The organism is Bradyrhizobium sp. LA6.8 (assembly GCF_040547935.1).
Classification (GTDB): Bacteria; Pseudomonadota; Alphaproteobacteria; order Rhizobiales; family Xanthobacteraceae; genus Bradyrhizobium; species Bradyrhizobium barranii.
Window position 1 is genome coordinate 590237 of sequence record NZ_JBEPQQ010000001.1, and the last position, 21008, is coordinate 611244.

The 21008-nt window shown below is 62.2% G+C and carries 14 protein-coding genes; 3 read left to right on the forward strand and 11 right to left on the reverse strand.

Going from position 1 to position 21008, the window contains the following annotated elements:
• Positions 1-98 precede the first annotated feature (98 nt).
• Entirely contained in the window at positions 99-1940 is a 1842-nt protein-coding gene (locus ABIA90_RS02450) for a type I secretion system permease/ATPase (RefSeq protein ID WP_354117155.1), read from the forward strand.
• Complete coding sequence (locus ABIA90_RS02455) at positions 1940-3478, forward strand: HlyD family type I secretion periplasmic adaptor subunit (RefSeq protein ID WP_354117156.1); 1539 nt, start codon at positions 1940-1942, stop codon at positions 3476-3478. Before ABIA90_RS02450 ends, ABIA90_RS02455 begins: the two co-directional genes overlap by 1 nt.
• 102 nt (positions 3479-3580) lie before the next feature.
• On the opposite strand, the gene ABIA90_RS02460 is transcribed toward ABIA90_RS02455, so the two are convergent.
• The 4 genes from ABIA90_RS02460 to ABIA90_RS02475 all read right to left on the reverse strand — a co-directional run bounded on the left by ABIA90_RS02460 (position 3581) and on the right by ABIA90_RS02475 (position 8361).
• A complete protein-coding gene (locus ABIA90_RS02460) occupies positions 3581-4267 on the reverse strand; it encodes a N5-glutamine methyltransferase family protein (RefSeq protein ID WP_354117157.1) in 687 nt (228 codons plus the stop codon).
• A 61-nt stretch (positions 4268-4328) separates the two neighbouring features.
• Positions 4329-4826 carry a hypothetical protein gene (locus ABIA90_RS02465; RefSeq protein WP_166351811.1) on the reverse strand — a complete coding sequence of 166 codons (498 nt, stop codon included), beginning with the start codon at positions 4824-4826 and terminating at the stop codon, positions 4329-4331.
• Between the two features lie 119 nt (positions 4827-4945).
• Entirely contained in the window at positions 4946-5968 is a 1023-nt protein-coding gene (locus ABIA90_RS02470; protein WP_071915362.1) for a TAXI family TRAP transporter solute-binding subunit, read from the reverse strand.
• Between the two features lie 47 nt (positions 5969-6015).
• A complete protein-coding gene (locus ABIA90_RS02475; RefSeq protein WP_354117158.1) occupies positions 6016-8361 on the reverse strand; it encodes a hypothetical protein in 2346 nt (781 codons plus the stop codon).
• A 291-nt stretch (positions 8362-8652) separates the two neighbouring features.
• On the opposite strand from ABIA90_RS02475, the gene ABIA90_RS02480 reads away from it, so the two are divergent.
• Positions 8653-9189, forward strand: coding sequence for a DsrE family protein (locus ABIA90_RS02480; RefSeq protein WP_085400996.1), 537 nt, complete (start codon positions 8653-8655; stop codon positions 9187-9189).
• Positions 9190-9317: 128 nt separating this feature from the next.
• Here ABIA90_RS02480 and ABIA90_RS02485 read toward each other — a convergent pair whose 3' ends face one another.
• The 7 genes from ABIA90_RS02485 to ABIA90_RS02515 form a co-directional block, all read right to left on the reverse strand.
• Positions 9318-12050 carry an AMP-binding protein gene (locus ABIA90_RS02485; protein WP_354117159.1) on the reverse strand — a complete coding sequence of 911 codons (2733 nt, stop codon included), beginning with the start codon at positions 12048-12050 and terminating at the stop codon, positions 9318-9320.
• A gap of 138 nt (positions 12051-12188) precedes the next feature.
• Positions 12189-14066, reverse strand: coding sequence for a GumC domain-containing protein (locus ABIA90_RS02490; RefSeq protein WP_354117160.1), 1878 nt, complete (start codon positions 14064-14066; stop codon positions 12189-12191).
• Between the two features lie 10 nt (positions 14067-14076).
• On the reverse strand, positions 14077-16065 hold the full coding sequence (asnB, locus tag ABIA90_RS02495; protein WP_063984327.1) for an asparagine synthase (glutamine-hydrolyzing): 1989 nt from the start codon (positions 16063-16065) through the stop codon (positions 14077-14079).
• A 3-nt stretch (positions 16066-16068) separates the two neighbouring features.
• The gene (locus ABIA90_RS02500; protein ID WP_354117161.1) at positions 16069-17325 is read right to left on the reverse strand and encodes an O-antigen ligase family protein; all 1257 of its coding nucleotides are present in this window, start codon (positions 17323-17325) and stop codon (positions 16069-16071) included.
• Complete coding sequence (locus ABIA90_RS02505) at positions 17322-18545, reverse strand: glycosyltransferase (protein ID WP_354117162.1); 1224 nt, start codon at positions 18543-18545, stop codon at positions 17322-17324. Before ABIA90_RS02505 ends, ABIA90_RS02500 begins: the two co-directional genes overlap by 4 nt.
• 239 nt (positions 18546-18784) lie before the next feature.
• On the reverse strand, positions 18785-19447 hold the full coding sequence (locus ABIA90_RS02510; protein WP_354117163.1) for a helix-turn-helix transcriptional regulator: 663 nt from the start codon (positions 19445-19447) through the stop codon (positions 18785-18787).
• Between the two features lie 289 nt (positions 19448-19736).
• Complete coding sequence (locus ABIA90_RS02515) at positions 19737-21008, reverse strand: polysaccharide biosynthesis/export family protein (protein WP_354117164.1); 1272 nt, start codon at positions 21006-21008, stop codon at positions 19737-19739.

The following is a 21008-nucleotide window of genomic DNA, read 5'->3' on the forward strand; positions in this document are numbered from 1 at the left end:
TTCGCGCACGGCGGAATGTTGAAATGCGGGCGTCTTGACGCTCGATCGCATGCAATTTTTCAACCGTTTACCGCCGCCCGGCGAAGGGCGGCCCGGATATGCACATGCACGCTTCGGCAAAACAGTCTGCGCTCGCGGATGTCTTCCGTCGGATACGTCCCGGCCTGCTCGCGGCGGGTGGACTATCCATCTTCATCAATCTGCTGGTGTTCGTGTCGCCGATCTACACCATGCAGATCTACGATCGGGTGCTCACGAGCCGAAACGGGATGACGCTGCTACTGCTCTCGCTCATCGCGCTCGTGCTCTTCATCAGCTACGCGACGCTCGAGCATTTTCGCAGCCGGGTTCTCGTGCAAACTGGATTGCGCTTCGACCGGTTCGTCTCGGGCGAGACGTTCGAGACCGCGCTCGGACAGGCGCTGAGCACGAGCAGCTCGCATCACGTTCAGCTGCTGCGCGATGTCGACACCTTGCGTGAGGTGCTGTCGGGGGGCGTCATCACGTCGCTGATGGATGTGCCGTGGACGCCGATCTTCCTCGCGATGTGTTTCCTGCTCCATCCGCTGATCGGTCTGGTCGCCCTGATCGGCGCGATCATCATCCTGACGCTCGCCTTCCTCAACGAGCGGGTTACGAAGGCGCCGCTGAATGCGGCCGCATCGAAGAACCTTCACGCACTGGACCGGTTGACGTCCTCGCTGCGCAACGCAGAAGCGATCCGCGCGCTTGGAATGGGACCCGCGATCCGCGCCGCCTGGGCGGTAACTCATGGTCAGGCGTTGCTGGAAAGCGCTACGGCCGGAGAGCGGGGCGGGACCTTGCTCGCCATCTCCAAATTCCTGCGCATGGCGATTCAGGTGGCCATCATGGGAGTAGGCGCGTATCTCGCGATCCAGCAGGAGATTTCGGGGGGCGTTCTGTTCGCGGCTTCGCTGATCATGGGACGCGCGCTCGCGCCCGTCGAGGCTGCGGTGTCGCAATGGAAGGCGCTGGTTGCCGCGCGCACATCATATGCCCGGCTGGATCGCGCGCTTGCGAACCGCGCGACTGAGCGACAGCCGACACGGCTGCCGCCCCTGGTCGGCGAAATCTCCGTCGAGGCCGCGACAGTGCTTGTCCCTGGATCGCAACTGCCGGCCATCGCCGACGTCACGTTCCGGCTGGCCCCTGGCGAAGTCGTCGCCGTGGTCGGCCAGTCCGGCTCCGGAAAATCGTCGTTGGCGCGGGCCCTGGTCGGCGCCTGGCCGCTGGTGCACGGCTGCGTGCGCATCGACGGCAACGACGTCAGGCATTTCGATGCCAATTTCCTTGGACAGAACCTCGGCTACCTTCCGCAGGACGTCGAACTGTTCGCCGGTACCGTGCGTGACAACATTGCACGTTTCCGCGACGACGCCTCCGACGAGGCGGTCGTCGAGGCAGCGCAGCTGGCGTCGGCGCACATGATGATCCAGCGTCTTCCCAAGGGCTACGACACCGTCATCGGGGATAATGGCGCAGGTCTTTCGGGCGGTCAGCGGCAGCGCATCGGGCTCGCGCGCGCACTGTTCGGCAAGCCGGTGCTGGTGGTGCTCGACGAGCCGAATGCAAATCTCGACGGCGACGGCGATCGCGCCCTGGCCGATGCGATCCAGCGACTGAGGCAGAGCAAGGTGACAATCGTCATCATCAATCACCGCCCGAACCTGCTCGCCGCGGTCGACAAGATCGTGTTCATGCACGAGGGACGGCTCGGGCAAATCGGCACGCGCGAGGAGATGTTGCCCGCGCTGCTCGGCAAAACGGTTGCGCCGATGCGGCGCGACGTGCGCGAGCCCGCTGAACATCATCGCGCCGATCGTCATCACCATGCTGACGGCAACCATCGAACCGATGGCGCTCACCGTCCGGCACAGCTTTCAAATCAAGTGCGTCAGGCGCACGCGACGAGGCAATAATGGACAAGATGTTGGAGCGGGGAACGGACGCTCTTCACAACGAACTGGCGGAGCTTCTGAAGCAGTTCAACAAAGCAGATAAAGTGGCGCAGGAGCCGCTACCTCCGAGCAAACTCCTTGCGAAGACGGAGACCATGACAAGGTCGCTGGTCGATCTTGCCAAGCTGGTAGATCTTGCCAAGCTGGTCCATCTTGCCAAGACGAAACTGCCGACCTTGTGGCCCCGAGGGCCGGTGGGCAACGATGAGGATCCGTCGGGCGATTGGCAGACACCCGCGCGGCGAGGCTTCCTGGTCGTCTTCCTGACCTTCGGCGTATTTGGCGGCTGGACCGCCCTCGCATCGATCGACGGTGCCGTGGTGGCCCCCGGCTCCGTCGTTGTCGAGAGCGACCGTAAGGTGGTGCAGCATCTCGAGGGTGGCATCGTCCAGAACCTGTTGGTCACAGGCGATTCTCATGTCGCGGAAGGTCAGGTCCTGTTGCGGCTCGATCCGACCCAGGAGCGGGCCAAGGAAGAGATCGCTCGCTCGGCGGTGTACTCGGCGGTTGCCGAGGAGGCGCGCCTGCAGGCGGAAGCCGAAGGCAAGGACAGCATCACGTTTCCGACCGAGCTGCTCCAGAAGACGTCCGATCCGAACGCGATACGCGCAATGGGCGACCAGAAGCGGCGCTTCGATGAACGTCGCGCTGCGCGAAAGATCGAGATCTCGATCCTCGAGGAACGTATCGCGCAGGCGCAGCGGCAGATCCAGGGGAATACCGCGCAAAACAAGGGCGCGCGCGCGCAGTTCGACAGTGTCAGTCAGGAATACACCAAGCTCAAGCCGCTCGTTGATCAGGGCATCGTTGCGTTCGCACGCGTCGCCACGCTGGAGCGCTCCAGAGCCGAACTCGAGGGCAAGATCGGCGCATTTGAAGCGGATATCGCTCGCTATGGCCGCATCATCGACGAGTCGCGGCTCCAGATCGATCAGGTCGGGCAGAAGGTGCTGGAGGAAGCGACCGGGAAGCTCACCGACACGCGCGCCCAGCTTGCTGATGCGCGTGAGAAGCTGCGCGTCGCGGTCGATGTCCTGGCCCGGATGGAAGTACGCGCACCGCGATCGGGGCGGATCGTGAACCTCAAGCTTCACACGATCGGTGCCGTGATCAAGGCGGGCGACGTGCTGATGGAGATCGTGCCGGACAACGACGTTCTCGTGGTGGCCGCAAGGGTGTCGGCACTTGATATCAACCACGTCCAGCTCGGCCTTCCGACCGAGGTGCGGCTTCCCTCGTTCAAGGCGCGCTCCACTCCGATCGCTGTCGGCGAGGTTCTTTCGATCTCGGCCGACGCCACGCGCGACGATGTCACCCATCAGCCCTATTACGAGGTGAAAGTCTCGGTCCAGGTGACGCAATTCCCCGACAAAGTCCGCGAGAAGCTCAAGCCGGGCATGATGGCCGACGTCCTGATCGCAACCGGAGAACGCACAATTCTTGCTTATCTGACCCAGCCGATCACGGACGCGATCCGGCGCGGGATGCGGGAGAGCTGAGAACGTGTAGGCTGTCGCTGACCGGCCCGTGCAAGGGCCGCTGGGTTCAGGGTGCTACGCTGCAATGCCAACGATCATTGTGGAGGAAGTGCTCGAACCCGGCTATCCCTTCGCGTACGCCATGACGACGCGACCGGCGCCCGCGTCGTCCAAGACTACGCTGACATTCTCGTAAGCGTCGTTGCGTTCGAGCAGGGTTGCCACCTGTCGATCCTGGTCGCGGCCCACCTCGAACAACAAAAGTCCTCCCGGCCGCAAGTAGCGAGGTGCGTCTTTTGTAACGCGCATATGGATGCTCAGTCCGTAGGGCCCGGCGGCGAATGCCTCGCGCGGCTCGTTCATGAGTAGAGAGGCGCGATCGCCTTTGAGCCGGGATTCCGAGATATAGGGTGGGTTGCAGACGATCATATCGATGGTTTGCTCGAGTTGCAGGCCTGCGAGAGCTTCGAACAGATCGCCCTGGAGCACGGTGATGCGGGTCTCGGCGCCCTGGCTCGCGGCATTGCGTCGCGCGAGCTCGACACATCCGTCAGTCAGATCGCTCGCCCAGACGCGAGCGTCGGGAATACTGAGCGCGATCGCGCATGCAAGATTGCCGGCGCCGCAGCACATGTCGACGATCCGCGGCGAGGGGAGGTGTGCTCGGCGCAGTGCTTCAACCGCGGTCCTGCCAAGCAACTCCGTCTCCGGCCGGGGCACTAGGGCGCCGGGAGCGACCTGCAGTTCGATTCCCATGAATTGGGTACGTCCTCGCTCGTAAGCCTCGGTTACATTGATCGTCTCGCTCATCGCATTCACACCTCTCGCGTGACGTCTTCCCTGTCAGCCGTGCAGTCCGACTTGCGGCTATTCAGCTGGGCGGCCAGGTGCAGACCTTTGCAAATCGCCGGCGAACGGCGTCCAGACCTGCCAGTTCAAATGTTTCCTCGTAGGGCGCAGCCGTTCCAGCATACACTTTGGTCAGAAGGCGGCCCACCCCTGGCATGGAGCTCATGAAGCGGGCGGCGTCGCCCGGAAAGGCGAGACTTCGTCCGCCATCAACAACCCTCCAGCGCTGATCGACAGGCGGTTGATCATTGATCTGGAATACGACCCTCATGTCGGTGCCTGGAGTTTTGGTCCAGGAACTCGCCGCGGAAAGCAACACCTCGGTCCGATTGGCGCGACAATGAATGGCGAGCGACGAGGGCCCATCCTTCGCGCCGGCTCGTGCGGTGGTCCGGGCGGCGATCTGCGGCTTGTGGTCCACCGGTGATGTCGTTTCACTCAAGATCCAGTTCGGACTTGGCGGCGGAGCTTGGAAGGACTGATCAGGTGCTTCCCCAATCTGCTCGTCGACGCATGTCATGTGCTCCATTCCCTGAAACTGCGCACATGCCCTCGAACGATCTGGCGTGTCGCCGGCTTGCGCGCAGCTTAGATGACCGGTACCCACGAGAAAGACGGCCGCAAGGGTACCGGTTCGCTTCATCGCGATAGTCCGACTGTCGCGCTGGGCGAACGATCGAGCCATTCCTGCGCCGGACCAAACCGGGCCAGAGTGGGGACGCTGGCGCGGAGATTCACGTCCTTCCATTTTGTATCGAAGCCAGCGGATTGCAGCCGGTCGAGCCGTCCGAACAGGTGGTCAACAAAGCGCACCATGCGCCGATAGCGATCGGTCTGCGGCTGCCAGTTGTAGGCCGCAAGAATCGTCGGGACGGCAATGGTCGCGACCCGCTTGCCCGCCGGCACGAGGTTTGGATAGTCCTTTGAATCGAGGGACGACGGAAGATAATAGTCTTCAAATCTGGGGTCGTATTCGATCGGCAGGAACTTGAAGCCATCATCCCAACGTCCTTTCAAGAAGGCGTCGACCGGCTTTGATGTGATGAAGACGACCGCTGCGATTTCGCCGCTCTTCATCTGCTGCAATGCGACCTGGTGGGGAATGAACATCTTTTCGACGTTCAGCCCCAGCCGGCTGAAGATCAGCGGACCAGAGTATGCGGCTGCCGTACCCTGGGTGTTGAAATTGACCTTCTTTCCCTTGAGGTCGTCGAGCGACTTGATCTCGGGACGCACGAAGACGTGCAGCTCGGCCGGGAAGAGGTTGAGAACATAGACGATGCGCTTTTCGATCGACGGAACCTGCGCCTTGTACTCGTCAAGGGCATCCATGTTGATGATCGCGGCATCAACGCCCTTGAGATAGAGCAGCGAATTAACGTTCTCGGTCGCACCGGTCGTCACGATGGGAATGACGTGAAGCTTGTCCTCCTCGTTGGCGACGCGTGCGATCTCTGCGGCGAGCCGAAGCGGTGCGCCCTCGATAAGTCCTCCGGCGAGCCCCACCGTCCATGCATTGATACGTTCCTTCGCGGCCGTATCGGCATTCCGTGGCGCGGTCGGCGCCGGCGGGTCGCGCGGCGAGCGAGATTGGGCATTGGCAGCAAGCTGCAGGCCGACCAGTGCCAATGCGACCGTGAACGCGAGCTTACTCAATGACATGGGGCCTCTCCACTCTCTGGTCTGGCTTCCGGGGCTCGCTCCAGCCGCTATTTGAGCCCCTTGATCCGTCCTTCTGCATCTCGAATGCCGCCGGCCTGGGCGCGTTCATACAGCTCGCGCGCCTTCGCGGAATCGCCGGCGACGCCGCGAGCGTCCCAAGATTGCAGCATGTGAGGATCGTAAGTTTCGGCCAGCATAAAGGCTGCTTGCGCGCTGCCATGTCCAAGCACGTATTCCAGCAAGCCGCGGGCACCGTTGATGTCGGACTGCCGCAACAATGCGCTGGCGCGCGCAAGCAGTCGCTCCTCGTTCGCAAGCGGGCGCGGTGCTCCGCTCGCGGCGACCTGTCGCTCCACCGAAGCCATGGCCTTCGAGTCGGCGCCGGGCAGGGCAGCCCCCTTTGTGATCTGCGCGCTCGGTGGCACCGGGGCGGAGGCTGACGGTGCGGGCGGAGGCGAAGCAGCGGGCTGGAGGCTGCTCTGGCTCGGTGCGCGGCCGGTGGGCTGACGCGAGGGCGCCGCCACAACCGCGGAGGCATTCCATGCGGCCAGATGATCCCGGACGGATGCGAACGTTGGGAGCGTTGCCGCGCCGCTGCCCGGTTGCTCCTTTTCGCGCTTGGCTGCGGTCTTTGCGGCGGCCTCGGCGGTTCGTGCAGCCTCCGACGTTTCAGCCCGCGCCAGGTCGCGTTGATCCTTCAGCGACGCCGCCTCGCGCGCGAGAGCGTCCGCGCGACCGCGCTGCTGTTCGACCTCGCGTTTCAGTGCCAGTTTTTGCTCGGCGTCTGTAGCTCGGGCGGCAGCCAACTCGGAGCTCGCGGTTTGCGCTGTACGGAGTTCAGCCTGAAGGGGCTGCAGCTGGCGGTCCGCGCTTTCAGCTCGGTCGCGCTGCTTCTCGACCTCTCGTTTCAGTGCCAGTTTTTGCTCGGCGTCTGCAGCTCGGGCCGCAGCCAACTCAGAGCTCGCGGTTTTCGCTGTGCGGAGTTCAGCCTGAAGGGGCTGCAGCTGGCGGTCCGCGTTCTCAGCTCTGTCTCGCTGCTTCTCGACCTCTCGTTTCAGGGCCAGTTTTTGCTCGGCGTCTGCAGCTCGGGCCGCAGCCAACTCAGAGCTCGCGGTTTTCGCTGCGCGGAGTTCAGCCTGAAGGGGCTGCAGCTGGCGGTCCGCGTTCTCAGCTCTGTCCCGCTGCTTCTCGACCTCTCGTTTCAGTGCCAGTTTTTGCTCGGCGTCTGCAGCTCGGGCCGCAGCCAACTCAGAGCTCGCGGTTTGCGCTGCACGGAGTTCAGCCTGAAGGGACTGCAGCTGACGGTCCGCGCTCTCAGCTCTGCCCCGCTGCTTCTCGAGCTCGCGCGTCAGCGTCAACTGTTGATCGACATCTGCAGCGCCGACCTTCGCGGTCTCGGAGGCCGCGTTCCGAAGGGGGCCGAGTTCGCTGATCAGGGCTTCTGTCTTGTCCTGCTCCTGCTTTAGTTCGCGCTCGAGAGCCTGCCTTTGTGCGGCCTCCGCCGCGGCAGACTTCGCGGCTTCGGATGCTGCGTTGCGCGAGGCCTCAAGCTCCGAGCGAAGCGAGGCAAGCTGGAGGGCAAAGCGTTTGGCCCCATTCCGTCGGTCGACCGGACGCTCCTGCTTCGGTTCGGGTTCGGGCGCCTGCATAGCCTTTGAAGCCGCAACCCTTGCGACGTCGAGCTCCGCCTTCAGGAAGGAGATCTCACGTGACAGATGATCGGTCTTTTCCCGCTCCTGTTCGAGCGCCTGCGTTTGCTGAATACCAATCTCCATGGCGCGGACAGTGTGCGTCTGGGTCTGCCGCGCCGCGTCGAGCTCCACTCGAGCCGCAGCCAATTCGCGCGCAAGCTTGTTCGCTCGTTGCCGCTCCTGATCCAGCAACAGGTTCTGGTTGAGCCGCTCCGTCTCGGAAGCTGCTTGAGCCGCATTTGACACCGGGGGCGGCGTAGACGTCATGTCCTGCGCAGGGGCATCGGCAGCCGCGCGGGGCTGCTCGGTCGCGGTCCTCGCTCCGCGCGGTCCGGTCGCGGCGGGCCTGCTTCCAGCGGGCTGTGTCGCGGCGGGTCGCGCCTCGTCCGCGCGTTGGACGAGCTTCAGTCTTTGTTTAATCCCGTCGATCTGCTCTGGTCCGCGCGTACATCTGCACAGATCGAGCATCGCCGGTGTGATGTAGGAGGCACCCCGGTCGCCGTCGTCCTGGGATTTGGCATCGGCAGTTCCAGTCAGAACCGGCAGAAAGCAGGTGATCAGAACCACCATGAGCCGGCCGGCTCTGTCGCATGCGCGCGAGCCGTCAGCGATGTCGAACAATCCGAGTTCGCGGAACGCAAATTGCCGGTGCCTGGGCCGGCGCGCAGCTTTGCTCAGCGCGACGGCTGTTCCTTTCGACAAGTCGAATCCGTGTACCCCCATTGCGACGCCCAACTGCTTGGTAGGGACCATGATGCTTGGTAGCTTGGTAGGGATCATGATGCTTGGTAGCGATCATGGCATGTCGTTTATGACGGCGCTTTCATCGACGCGATGTCGATGTCGCAGTTGCGGTAGCCAAAACGGAGTAGTGCGCCGACAATGGGAATTAAGTAGATCGGGCGGGGCTTTGGCCAAAGCTGCTTGCCCCCACGGTTGCGCTTAAATAGCTTGCGACGTGCACGCTTCATCACACACGCAGGAAGCACAGTCATGAGCAGATCATTTGCCGTTTTTGCCGGCGTGGCGGCTGTCGGACTGGTTCTCATTAGCGGCATCGAAACCCGCGGTTCTGCGCAATCCACCCTCTCCACCAAGAATCCCGGCACTACCGCCAGGAACGCAAATGCCAAGATGGGTGTTGCGACACCTCGGAAGCAGCCGCCGCATCGACTTGTCATCCATGTCGACGTCAACGATCCGGCCGTCATGAATCTCGCTCTCAACAACGTCAGCAACGTCGTTCAGCACTACGGCGACCTCAGTCAAAAGGTCGAGGTCGAAGTCGTCGCTTACGGGCCAGGACTGCACATGCTGCGAGACGATACCTCGCCTGTGAAGGGGCGCATCAAAATGATGAGCGAAACAACGCCCGAGCTTACGTTCTCGGCCTGCGGAAATACACGAGAGAACATGACCAAGAATGAGGGCAAAGAAGTGCCTCTCATCACGCAGGCGAAGGTCACCAAATCCGGGGTTGTTCGCCTGATGGAGCTTCAGGAGCAGGGCTGGAGCTACCTGCGGCCCTGATGATCGTACGCGACACTCCCAAGCGCGAGACGGCGGGTTTGAGCCAGGTTTGAGCCGAACCCGCGTGATCTCTCCGTGCTGGCCTGTGGTGGGCAGGACCGGCCCCCCAAAAAGCATTGTGTTGTGGATCAGGAGCAGGACGCCCCGATCGCGCGCTCGATGACGGGGCGATTGATCGAGAGATGGGGCTCGACCACCAGATCAAGATGTCCGCCGGCGATCGGAATCACGTCCAGTTCTTCAAACAGGGAGTCCCATCCGAGGCGCGGCGTCACGCCAGGCCGATGACAGGCAAAGACAGTCCCCTTGATGGCTAGACGAGGCTTGGCATCCTCGACCCAGCGTCCGAACGCGCGCATCCGGAGAATCTCCTCGAGCTCGAGCTTGAGCATGAAGCGCGTATTTGCCAGGCGAGGCCATGTAATGGTGTCGATGAGCCTGCAGAATCGAGCCTCCTGGCCCAAGCGAGCGGCGAACTTCGCCACCGAGCGACAGAACATGCGGTAGATCGTCACTCGATGGGATCGAATCCGCTGTAGCGTGCGAGAGAGGGCTTCTCGGTGATTTGCTCTGCGAGGGCCGACATTGGTGTCGAGGATGCCCAGGAATTTGACGGCACGACCTTGTTCGATCAACCGGCTTGCGACTTCGAAGGCGACGCCGCCGCCCAGGGAATAGCCGATCATTCGGACGTCGCCGCGTGGTTGGACTGCATTGATCTGTTCGACGGCCATCGCGGCCATCTCCTGCACGGAATCGCGTCCCGCGAGGCTCCAGCTCAGATCTGGATAGCGAATCGGAATCACCCGCGCCACCTTGCCGAGCTGAGCGCCAAATGCGGCCATGCTCGGGCCATACCCCATGGAGCCGGGCAGTATGACAAGACCTGGGAGAATCTGGTCGTTTAGACGCTGCCGCACCGGTGGCTCCACCGTCGCGATAGCCCGGATCATGTCTTCAGCGCTCATATCGACCGTGAACGCTTCCATGCTGACTTCGCGGCCGATGAGGTCTTCGATATCCATGACGCAGCGCAGGAGCTTCAGGGAATCACCGCCGGCCTCATCCCAGCGTCCGGCAGCTTCCGGCACGCCGAGGATGCTGCTCCACACCTGCTGCACGATCCTGTTGGCCTCGGCCATTCCTTGCATCGTCGGCACGGGCGCGGGCGAGGTCGTTTTGCTCTCGAGATCGAGCAGTTTCAGCTTGGCGTGATCGATCTTACCTCCTGGAAGGCGCGGCATCTCCGGTATCTCGTGCAGCCTGGTCGGATGCAAAGCCGCAGGAACAGCCTGCCGGATGCTGTTGCGAACGTCGGTCCGGAAGTGCGCTTTTGGTGGATCGGCCGGCGATGCAAACAGGACCAGCTCGTTCGCATCCGTCACGACGGCGACAGCGTCCTTCACATAGGTGAGCTTGCGCAACGCACTCTCGAGCTCGGCCGGCTCGACACGCTGGCCATTGATCTTGAGCTGGCGTCCCTTCCGTCCAACGATCCGCATCAGTCCGTGCGTATCCACGGTGACGAGGTCGCCGGTCCGATAGATGCGAGACTTTGGGTCATCCGGGGAGGGCGATGCCGGAGAAAGCCGACCGTCTTCCCAGTATCCGAGCATGACGTACCTGCTCTTGATCACCAGTTCGCCGACTTCACCGTGCGGGACGGGCTTCCCGCTTTCGTCGACCACGGCGTACGATATGCCGGGAAGCAGGTAGCCAACAGGAACGCTGACGCCGTCCTCTCGCCATTGCTTGGGAAGAAACCACTGGGTGCCGGTGGTTTCCGTCGACAGATAGCTGACCTGGATGAAGCAACCGGGTGGTATCGCTCGCCGAACGAGCGCGATATCGGTCCACAGGACCTTCTCCCCGCCGATGCGGATCATGCGAAGCGAGTCGAGATCGCCTGACCGGCTTGCGTTGATTAGTGCACGCACCAGGGCTGGTACAACGTATGTAATCGTGACCTGTTGCGTGGTGATCTGGCGAAGAACGCCGCGCAATCCGAGCGCCTCGACGTCGACGATGTGCAGTCTTGCCCCCGTCAACAAAGCCGACAGCATCTCCCGGCAACCAGCGATCGTGGTGGGGCCGCTCAGAGGCATGAAGACGTCTGCCGCACCTATGTGGCAGGCGTCCACATATTGCTGGACGCGCTGGAGCAGGTTGCGTTGGCTGTTGACGACCCCTTTCGGAGCTCCGGTGCTGCCGGAGGTATAGAGCACTACGGCAGGCGCATCGACCGAAACCTTGGGGAGTGTTGAAGTTGCTGCGGAAGGTTCGCTGGCGCCGGCGACGTCGAGCCAGCGCAGGCCGTGCTGTTGGATCCACCCGGCGGAGCTGTCGCCGTCTTGCCCGATCAGCACGGAAATCCGGGCGGCCGCGGCGATAGCCGTGAGCCGCTGAACTGGATCGCGGGGATTGAGTGGGACGAGGACTCGTCCGGCTGCCATGCACGCCAGCATGGCGATCGGCTGCCAGGCCGAGCTGCGCAAGAGCCATCCGACGGCTTCCTGCTCCGGGATCAACGCGCTGATCGCCTGGGCCAAGGTCAAGACGCGGGACAACAGCTGCGCGTAGGTGAAGCTGTGATTGCCGTCGCTGATTGCGACCCTGTCGGCGAACTTCGCCGTAACCGCAATCAGGTGTTCGATGGCGGGGACGCACGCAAAGCCGGCTTCCAGGGGATCGAATGATCGATCGACCGGACCGTTCAGATCGAGAGGGACTCCCACGGGGCTCAGCCAGCTCGGCGTCGCTGGAGCTTGCTGAACGGTCGAGGGCAGGTGCGCGTCAAGGGCGTCGCATGGATCACCCGACGGATCGCCAGATATCTGAAGCCGCATCACCGTACCCGTCATTTTGCTGTCCCAACGTACTTAATCAGGCCTGGGCACGCATACTTCAAACGAAGGATGCCGGTTTCGCAGCCACCGTCTGGTCGATCGGCTGGCTGCCATATCGAAAGACCCGGGTGATTAACCCAGGCCGCCTGGGTGTCATTGCCGTGGTCTCAGGCCAGATGCAGCGTGGTCGGAAACATTGATTGCAGGTTCGATGCTTGTCCACCGTACCGCCGTTGTTTTGAAGCGGCGATAGTAATGCATCAAAGTCGATGTTGATGACGGCTCCAGATCCGAAGGCGCGAGCTCGGACGGTACTCCGTGCGTCAGGACACACCAGAGCTTGACACGAGAATCGAGATCCGACGTCCCGGCAAACCGGGTCAAAGTGCTTCGCACGACGTCGCGGCTCGTGCTTCCGGCGCGGACGGCAAGTAGAACGTGATCCGCCCAGGAGGCGAGGAGGCGCACTTCCGGCGCATCATCCAGCGATGGTGCGTTGATGACGACGAGATCGTAGGTGTTCCTGAAGTGCTCGAACAGCGAGGCGACTCTCGGACCCGCCAACGGTCCCAGGCGACTGCCCTCGGACAATCTTGACGATATGTAGTCGAGTCCGAGCTCCGGGATGTGCTGGACGGCCTTGGCGGCCGCTCCGTCGTGGGCCAACAGCTTGAACAGATCTGCAGCCTCACCGCCGACGCGCCGGGGCAATTGAGAGAAATCCAGGAACAGAACGCGCTGTCCAAGTTGCGCCGCACAAAAGCCGAAACTCCAGGCGATCGCGCTCTTGCCTTCACCGTGCAAGCTGGATGTCACCAGGATGACATGCGGCGTCTGTGGCGAGACCGGATCGGCGGCCATGAGGGATACGACGGTCGAGCGAACGGCCCTGTTATGCGAGACAGCCGATTGCTCTACGAACCGCTGCGGCGAGATGCTCAGCTCCGGCGGGATCGAGGGGATCAACCCGACGCACGGGATGTCCAATGCCTCTGCAGCTTCCGCCTCTGTGTGCAGACTTCGATCGAAGTACTTCAGGATGATCGCGACGAGGCATGCCAGGAGAGCGAAGATAATCGTGATCGGTGGAACAAGGAGGAACGGGTTCAACGAGCTCGGAAAGTCGGGTGGCGAGGCGTCCGCGATGACGGTCACGTCTGGCTCGGCGACCACGCCCTTCGTGGTGAGATCCTGCCGCTTTCGTATCAGTGTTTCATATTGCTGCGCCAACGTGGTGATTTTCCACTCCAGCGCAGCGGCGGCCTGTGCGGCTGCCGGTGATGACGAGGTCTGACCTGAGTGACTGGCGTCCCATTCCGCCTTCGCCGTCGCCAATTCGCGCTGAACATTCGCCGATTGTGCTGCGATGGCGTCCAGAGCCTGGAGCTCCACAGCGCGCTTCTGCCGGACAAGCTCGTCAGCGTAGGATCGGGTGACCAGGTTTGCGACGTCTGCGGCCCGTTGTGGATTGGGGTCGCTGGCAATTACGCTGATAACTCTGGACCGGCGCTCCTGGCTGACCTTCAGGCGCCCTTTCAATGCTGCCACCGCCGCGCCGTCGCTCGGGTCTTTCCGGAAGGAGAGGAACCCCTTTATCTTTGACAAGGCAGTGCGGAGCACCGAACCGTTCTCGTTGGCCGGGTTGTCGAGCATCCTCAGTGCCGGCAGGAGCCGCCGCAGATACGCATCGGATGACATGACCGTTACGTGCGTATCGATCGTCGGGTCGTCCGAACCGCCAGTCGGCGAGGAATTTCCGGATGCACCGGCATTGTCGGCCGCTCCGCTTCGAGCGCTCACGACAAGCTGTGCCGTTGCGAGATAGGTGGGCGACATAAAAACACTACCGAGCACCGCGAGCAGCGCGCCCGCGCCGATCATTTTGACGATGAAGAGCTTGTATCGCCTGATGCTCTCGAAGACATGCTTGAATGCCGCGATGGCGTCATCGGGAGGTGACTCGTCGCCCTTTGACCGGCCCTGGGTCAGGACAGTCACCGGCAGAATCCGTTTATTTGTGAACGCTTCCATCGCCTGCTCCTTATTGCGCCGGTTCCATCACGCCTGCTGTTCGCGAAGGCCCGGAGGTAACTGCTGAGTCGAGCCAGGACTGCAGCATCAAGACAGCCCACAGCGGTCGTGAGAAATCGCGGCGACCGCTAAGATGTTGAAGCCAGCACTCCTGCACGCGGGAAACGTCCAGAAGATGCTGGTTGCGAAGGCGCGACTCCGAAAGGAGGTCCGACGCCCACGAACGAAGCGGTCCCTTCAGCCAGGAGCCGATCGGCACGTCAAAGCCCTGTTTCGGTCGCTCGAAGAGGTGGCGCGGCAGGTAACGGCCAAGGACCTGGCGCAGGAGCCATTTTCCCTGGCCATGACGCACCTTCGCCGAATTCGGCAGCGCCCAGCTGAACTCGACAACGCGATGATCCAGAAGCGGGCAGCGAGCCTCCAGGCTCGTGGCCATGCTCGCGCGATCAAGCTTCACGAGAATATCGCTCGGGAGATATCCAAGCATATCCCGAACGATAAAATCAGACAGCAGATCGTTGAGCGGCGGGATCGTGTCCGGCTCCGAGCCTGCCTGGGTCCGCGTCAACTGCAGTTCGGAGAGCCGCGTCGACCGACGGTACATCTCGCCGACGTCGTTGCTGCCGATAAGATCTGCCAGGCGGTTGATCCGGTCGCCGTGTGTCATCCTCTGCAACCAACCTGGAAGACGAAGTGTTTCGACGACGCTTTCGCGCATGCCGCGCCCGAGCAGCGCCACACCGCTCGCGGCCATGGTCCGGATCGATCGGTTGGAGTTCAGCAGAGGCGCTAAACGGGCGGAAAGTACGTGCCTGGAATACCCTCCGAAGCACTCGTCACCTCCGTCGCCCGAAAGCGCAACGGTGACGTCCTGCCGTGCAAGTCGAGATAGAAGCAGTGTCGGGATCTGCGATTCATCGGCAAACGGCTCGTCCCAGATGGTTGGAAGTTCGGGGATGACCGCTCTGGCGTCCGCGGAGGTGAGACGTAGCTCGGTATGGCTGGTGCCGAGGTGCCGCGCCACGGCCGCAGCGTTAGCCGTTTCATCAAAGGCGCGCTCACCGAATCCGATCGTGAAGGTCCGTACCGGGCGCGCCGATTGGGCCTGCATCAGGGCCACGACGGTCGAACTGTCTATTCCGCCCGACAGGAACAGCCCGACCGGAACGTCGGCAACCATTCGGTCGGCGACCGCGGCCTTGAGCAGATCGCAAGCCTGGGAGACGAGTTGCTGGTCATCTGCAGTGGCGAGCGCTGCGCGGCCCGTGTGCGCGACATCGGCCAACGACCACCAGGAGCGCGCGCGTTCTTGTAGAGCTGCGGCATCCCGGCAGACCAAGAGGTCCTCGGCACGGATCGATAGGGCGCCCCCGGGTGGAATCTTGAAGACGCCTCGCCATATGCACTGGTCTTCCGGCAACCATCCGCGCGATAGAAACTCCGCAACCGCGCCCGGGTCGATCTCCTGGTGAAAGTCGGGGAATGCCGCGATGGCCTTCAACTCCGACGCGAACACGACCGCATTTGACGTCCGCGCGACGTAGAGCGGCTTTTTCCCCATTCGATCGCGGGCCAGGTGCAGCGTGCGGTTCCGGCGATCCCACAGGCCGATTGCGAACATACCATTGCAGCGCTGGAGAGCCTTCTCCAGGCCCCATTTCTCGATCAGGGCCAGCAAGACCTCCGTATCACTATTGCCGGTGAAGCGCTTGCCTGCGCCCTCGAGCTCTTGCCGCAATGGCTTGTAGTTGTAGATCTCGCCGTTGAACGTAATGACGAAGCGGCCGTCGCTCGAAAGCATTGGCTGCCGGCCCGCATCGGAGAGATCGATGATGGACAGCCTGCGATGCCCGAACGCAACGCCGGCGTCACGATCGCTCCAGAACCCGTCCGCATCAGGACCGCGGTGGCGCAGGCGAGCCGTCATCGGCCCGATCGCCGCCAGGTCGGCGGATCGAGAAGCATGCGGCGTCTGAAGTATTCCTGTAATTCCACACATTGCTTAACTTCCAACTCGCGCTTGCGCCAATGAGCGCCGATCCGAGCCCAGGATGAGGCCCAGCGTGACGGCAAACCACACGGTCGGGTGCCGCAGAATGAAATGGCTGATGCTGAAGACGGCGAGTGCAAAGATCAGGACAGCCAAGGCGTCGAGCCGTGCGCGAAGCAGGAGCGCAAACGTGCCGACAAGCAGGCTGACAATGGCGATCACGCCAGGCAGTCCACCTTGGGTGAACACGTCCAGGAGGGTGCTGTGAGCTTCCACCGGGAGTGCTACGCCTTTGTCCGTGATTCCGGTTGGCTTCTCCAGATGCGGCCCGGGCCCAAGGCCAAGCGACCCGGACTCCAGTCCGGCATGCAAGGCGTCTTGCCAAAGACTTAGCCGCAGATTGGCGGTTGCCTTCGTTGCCTCACCGCCACGATCCTTCATCATGCCGGCGGCCAGCCCCTCGACATCATTCGCCGTTGCCATCCCGTAGGGGAGCAGTGAGAGCGAAAGGGGAATTATGGCGACAACGACGATCGCTGCAGCTGCGAAACGCAAACTCCATCGATGTTCGGGGGATGTCAGCCAGCTTCGCAAGCGCAGCGCAATGAGCAGCGGTATCGACAGCGACATCGAGATAAGAAAGGTATCGCTCTTCGTCAGCCGGCCGACGACGAATGTTATGATGCAGCTAAACACTGCAACGATCCGGCCAAACTGCTTGGCCGTCAGAGCCATGTGAAGCGAGAGTGGTGTCAAAACCGCACAGTAGATTGCAAGCTGGTTTGGATTCTCCGACCACCCGCGGAACCGGTCCCAATACCATGGATCGACCGACGAGATGCTGAGGTAGCCCCAGCCCAATGCAAGTTGCACCGCCACGGCGACGATCCAGAATCCGATCAGGAACCATAGCGATTGGCGTAGGGTATCCTCGGGTCTCAACGTTGCAGCCACCAGGCACGTGAGGGCCGCCACGAGGAGATATGCGAAGATGTCGTGCACGACGAGCTCTGGGTCGACGATCTCCGGGCGTAGCAATGCAAGGAAGCCCCCGAAACTCTGAATCAAGACAAAGCAGCCCCAGAATACAACGAGCCAGAGCAGAGCTTGGGGGTTGTAAATTCTTGAACCCACCAAGAGACGCAGGGATGCGAGACCGAGCCAGAGGACGAGGCAGGCTTCCCCGATGCCCAGGGGGAAGCTGGGAAGACGCAGCTGCGAGGCTGTCCCAAGCACGAGGCCAAGCGCGAGAAGGGCACTGCCGATCATTGTATTTCACTGCTGCTGTGCGCCGCCGGCCGCCAGCCACTGGAATAGCTGCGGGGAAGCAGCTGCGTGTAAAGCTCGGCATAGCGATCGGCGACGACGTTGAGGTCGAACTCCTTGCGCACCACGTTGATCGAGCGTTGACCCATCGTCTTTGCACGCGCGGAATCCTGAAGAAGGTCGAGAATTGAGGCCGCGAGCGCGCGCGGGTCGCGCGGCGCTACGAGTTTGCCGTTCCAGTCCTCGCGGACCACGTCATCGCACCCCGGCATGCGGGAGGCGACGATTGGCACGCCAGCCAATCCGGCTTCCAAGAGAACACGGGGAATGCCTTCACGATATTCGGTCGGAAAGGCAAAGAGGTCGGCGATACCCAGAAGCGCGGGAATATCCGATCGGGCGCCGGTCGCAATCACATATGGTGCGTGCGCCTCGATCAGCGCCTGACCTACGGCGAACGGGCCCTCGCTTTCGCGCGGACCGACGAGCAGAAAGCGGACATTCGGGCGCACCTCATGCACGAGCTTCGCCGCTTCGAGGAGCGTTGTGATTCCCTTTTGTACGGTTAATCGGCTTACTGTCAGGACAATCTCGGCATCGCCGAGCCCGAGTTCGGCGCGCAGTTCGGCAGGCGAGGCCGTTCGCGCTTGCGCCGCTTCGAACGCGCCGACATCGATCCCCGAGCTTCCGATGATGACAGATGAGCTCTTTCCAAGCAGGCGGTGTCGTTGAAAGAAGCTGCTGTCGGCCTTGTTCTGGAAAACCGTCGCCGCGGTCCAGCAAGCAGCCAGGCGTTGCATCGCCAGATAGACGGGGCGGAAGGCCAAGGCTCTCAGTTCTGTCGATGAGAATACCCATCCCATTCCGTTGATCGTGCGCACAACCGGTACGGAGCCGCGAAGCGCCAGCGGCGCAAACAGGTTGGGCTTGGTATCAAACGTCTGGATCACGTCGGGCCGAGCGCTCTTCACGAGCCGCGCCAGTTGACCCATGGCCGCGCGATCGGCAAAGCCGACGCCAAATCTGTCGAACTGATATTGATGATACGGGATTCCGGTCTTCGCGAATGCAGATGCTGCACCAGTGCCGGCCGCGCTCACGCGCAGGCCGCGGTTCTGCAGAGCCGCTAGGAACGGGATACGCAAAGCGTGATCCTCGCCTCCTACGCAAAGCAAGTGCAGCGCCATGTTGGTTCCTTCCAGCCCTTTGAGTAATTCCGCCAAGATGTTAGTCTTTGCGGAGACCCCCGGTTTTCCCGGCGAAAGTTTGACAGGATCAGGTTAGGACGTGGCCGCGGCCTGTCTTCATTCATTCGCATGACAGCGGAAGTGAGCGGTTGGCGGAGGTGCTCGAACAGGGCTGAAAAGACGACGCGGCGCGAGTGCATGTTTGCTGAACGCGCCGCGAAGCACGTCGATCTCCGACCAGTCGAGACAACGCGACACCGTATTCCGCGTCCACGCTAGGGCAGGACGGCGAGGCGGCCCAACAACGCGATCAGGTCTGCTTGCCGGCGTGTCTGTGTTTTGACAAACAGGGAAGCCAACTGGGAGCGTACTGTCGTTCGACTCAATCGTCGCGAACGAGCAATGTCGATCAGGTTGTTGCCTCGCGCCAACTCGAGAGCAAGCTGGGTTTCGGCAGCGGTGAATCCAAACAATCGCTGCAGCGTCCGCGGCGAAGGCTCCGGATGCGCGTCGAGATCCAGCAGGATCAATGCGATGGTCTCGTCGGACCACGCATTCGCGACCTGGTTGATCAGCGCGGTAAATCCTTCCTTGGTGGATGTCGCCAACCAGGAAGTCGAGCCTGCCGGAAACTGTGCGCCGGCGCGGTGGACCAGTTGCTTGACGGCGCCATAGAGCGTTTCGTGGCTCGCATCCACGCGCGCCTCGCGTTCCAATATTGCGCGGCCGGCCGGACTGAGTTCGATGACCTTGCCGCGTCTGAGCAAGACCTGTCCGCAGCCGATCCGCGCGAGCACCCCGCGCAAGCCGTCCTGCTTGGGGTTCTGGGCTTCAGAGTGAGTAGATGAAACGGGATTGGAAATATTGAATATCGATTCAGAAGAATGACGCTGTAGAGCAATGGTAGACCTTGGCAATGCTTGGCTTAAGTTCAACATTTTATTCCCCCGGCCGCGCTGACCCGATGGAGTGAACGTGCCACAAAGATTCCCAACTTCTGCCACGCCTGGCAACGTTGAATGGGGGGTAACCCCGCGGCCGTCGGAGGGGGTGAAAGTTGCCGATCTTCCGGGCATCGACCCGGTTGTGATCAACGAAGAGGTAGCAACGCGGGTTGAAGGGGTAGCAAGGCGGGTTTAAGCCTCGCGGGAGCAGCCATGGGGGTATGCGGAAGCTACTCCTGAAGGAGCGCCCTGCTTACTCTTAAGGGAGTACCTCTGTTCGTGCTCAGTTCGAGAAGGCCGGCGCAGGGCGCAATGTGACTTCGATCACATCGCCGGGCTCCACGTCGAAGTCGACGGATGCGGTTATCCTGTCCCACTGCTGACCGAGCCGCCGCACGACGATCACGTCGGGATTGAGCTCACCCGAATTGACGGGGATGGCACCCGAGCCGCCGATGGGCTGCAGCTTTTGACTGAGCGCCTGCATTCTCACGCGCAAGTCCGCCAATCGAACGTTCGAGTCCTTCTGCTCCCTGAGCAGATTGATCGTGCGCTGGCTGGTGACACGTCCCGCTTGCCGCAGGAAGTCCTCACGCTGGCGCTGGAGCCGCATGAGTTCGACGCTCGTCTGCAGGCGTCGGGTCGAGGACAGCAACAGGGCGCGCCGGCTTTCGCTGACACGAGGACTTGCAAGCAATCCGGAGCCGAACGCCTTCATGACCCGTTCGAGCTCCTCTTCGTCGGCCTGCACGCCCTTCTCTTCACCTTCCTGTTGCTTCTTGAGCGTAGCGAACTGCGCGTCCGTCTGCTTTACGGCGTCGTCCAGGAAGCGTTGTTCTGTGCGGTAGTCGCTTTGCGAGGTCTTCAGAGAGTCCTTCTCGGCTTGAACGACCGAACCGATCACGCCCGCGGGCAGCGAAATGTCGCTTGGAGGTGTGGCGTCGAACGTGTCGCGGCCATCGAGTTCCGCGCCGGTTCGGACGATATGGAAATATTCCTTGGTGTATTCGGTGGCGAGAGACTGGTAGTCCCGTACAAGATCCGCAGGGTCGGTGGCGCCGGGTTGCAGGCCACGCGACCGCAACAGGCTGAAACCGCCGGCCACTGCCACGGCCTGGCGCACGGTCATTGAAGCCCGATACGTCTGCTGTCCGGGCGTGAGCACATCGCCGGAAACATAGACCGGCCGATATTCAACGACGCTTGCTATGACGTCGCCGGGCTTGACCACGAATGCCTGGTCGCGACCGTCGGTCAGGCGTTGACGCAGTATCCGTGCCTGCAGCAGCGTCTCGATGCGGTTCTGCATCTGCGCCGGGGTCAGGCCGGCAACTTCAACCGTCCCCCCGCCCGGAAGCGGGATGGTGCCGTCGATCTGGATCTGCGTGCGGTTGCGTTGATCGGGGAGGCCACCGATCGAAATCTCGATGGTATCACCCGGTCCCAGCTTGTATGGCGCGGCAAGGGATAGCCCGCTTGCCGCGAAAAACAGAACTGCCGCGCATGAGCCCAGCAGGAGGGTGGAAGAGGGTCTGCCTTGCTTCTTGCACTTCAT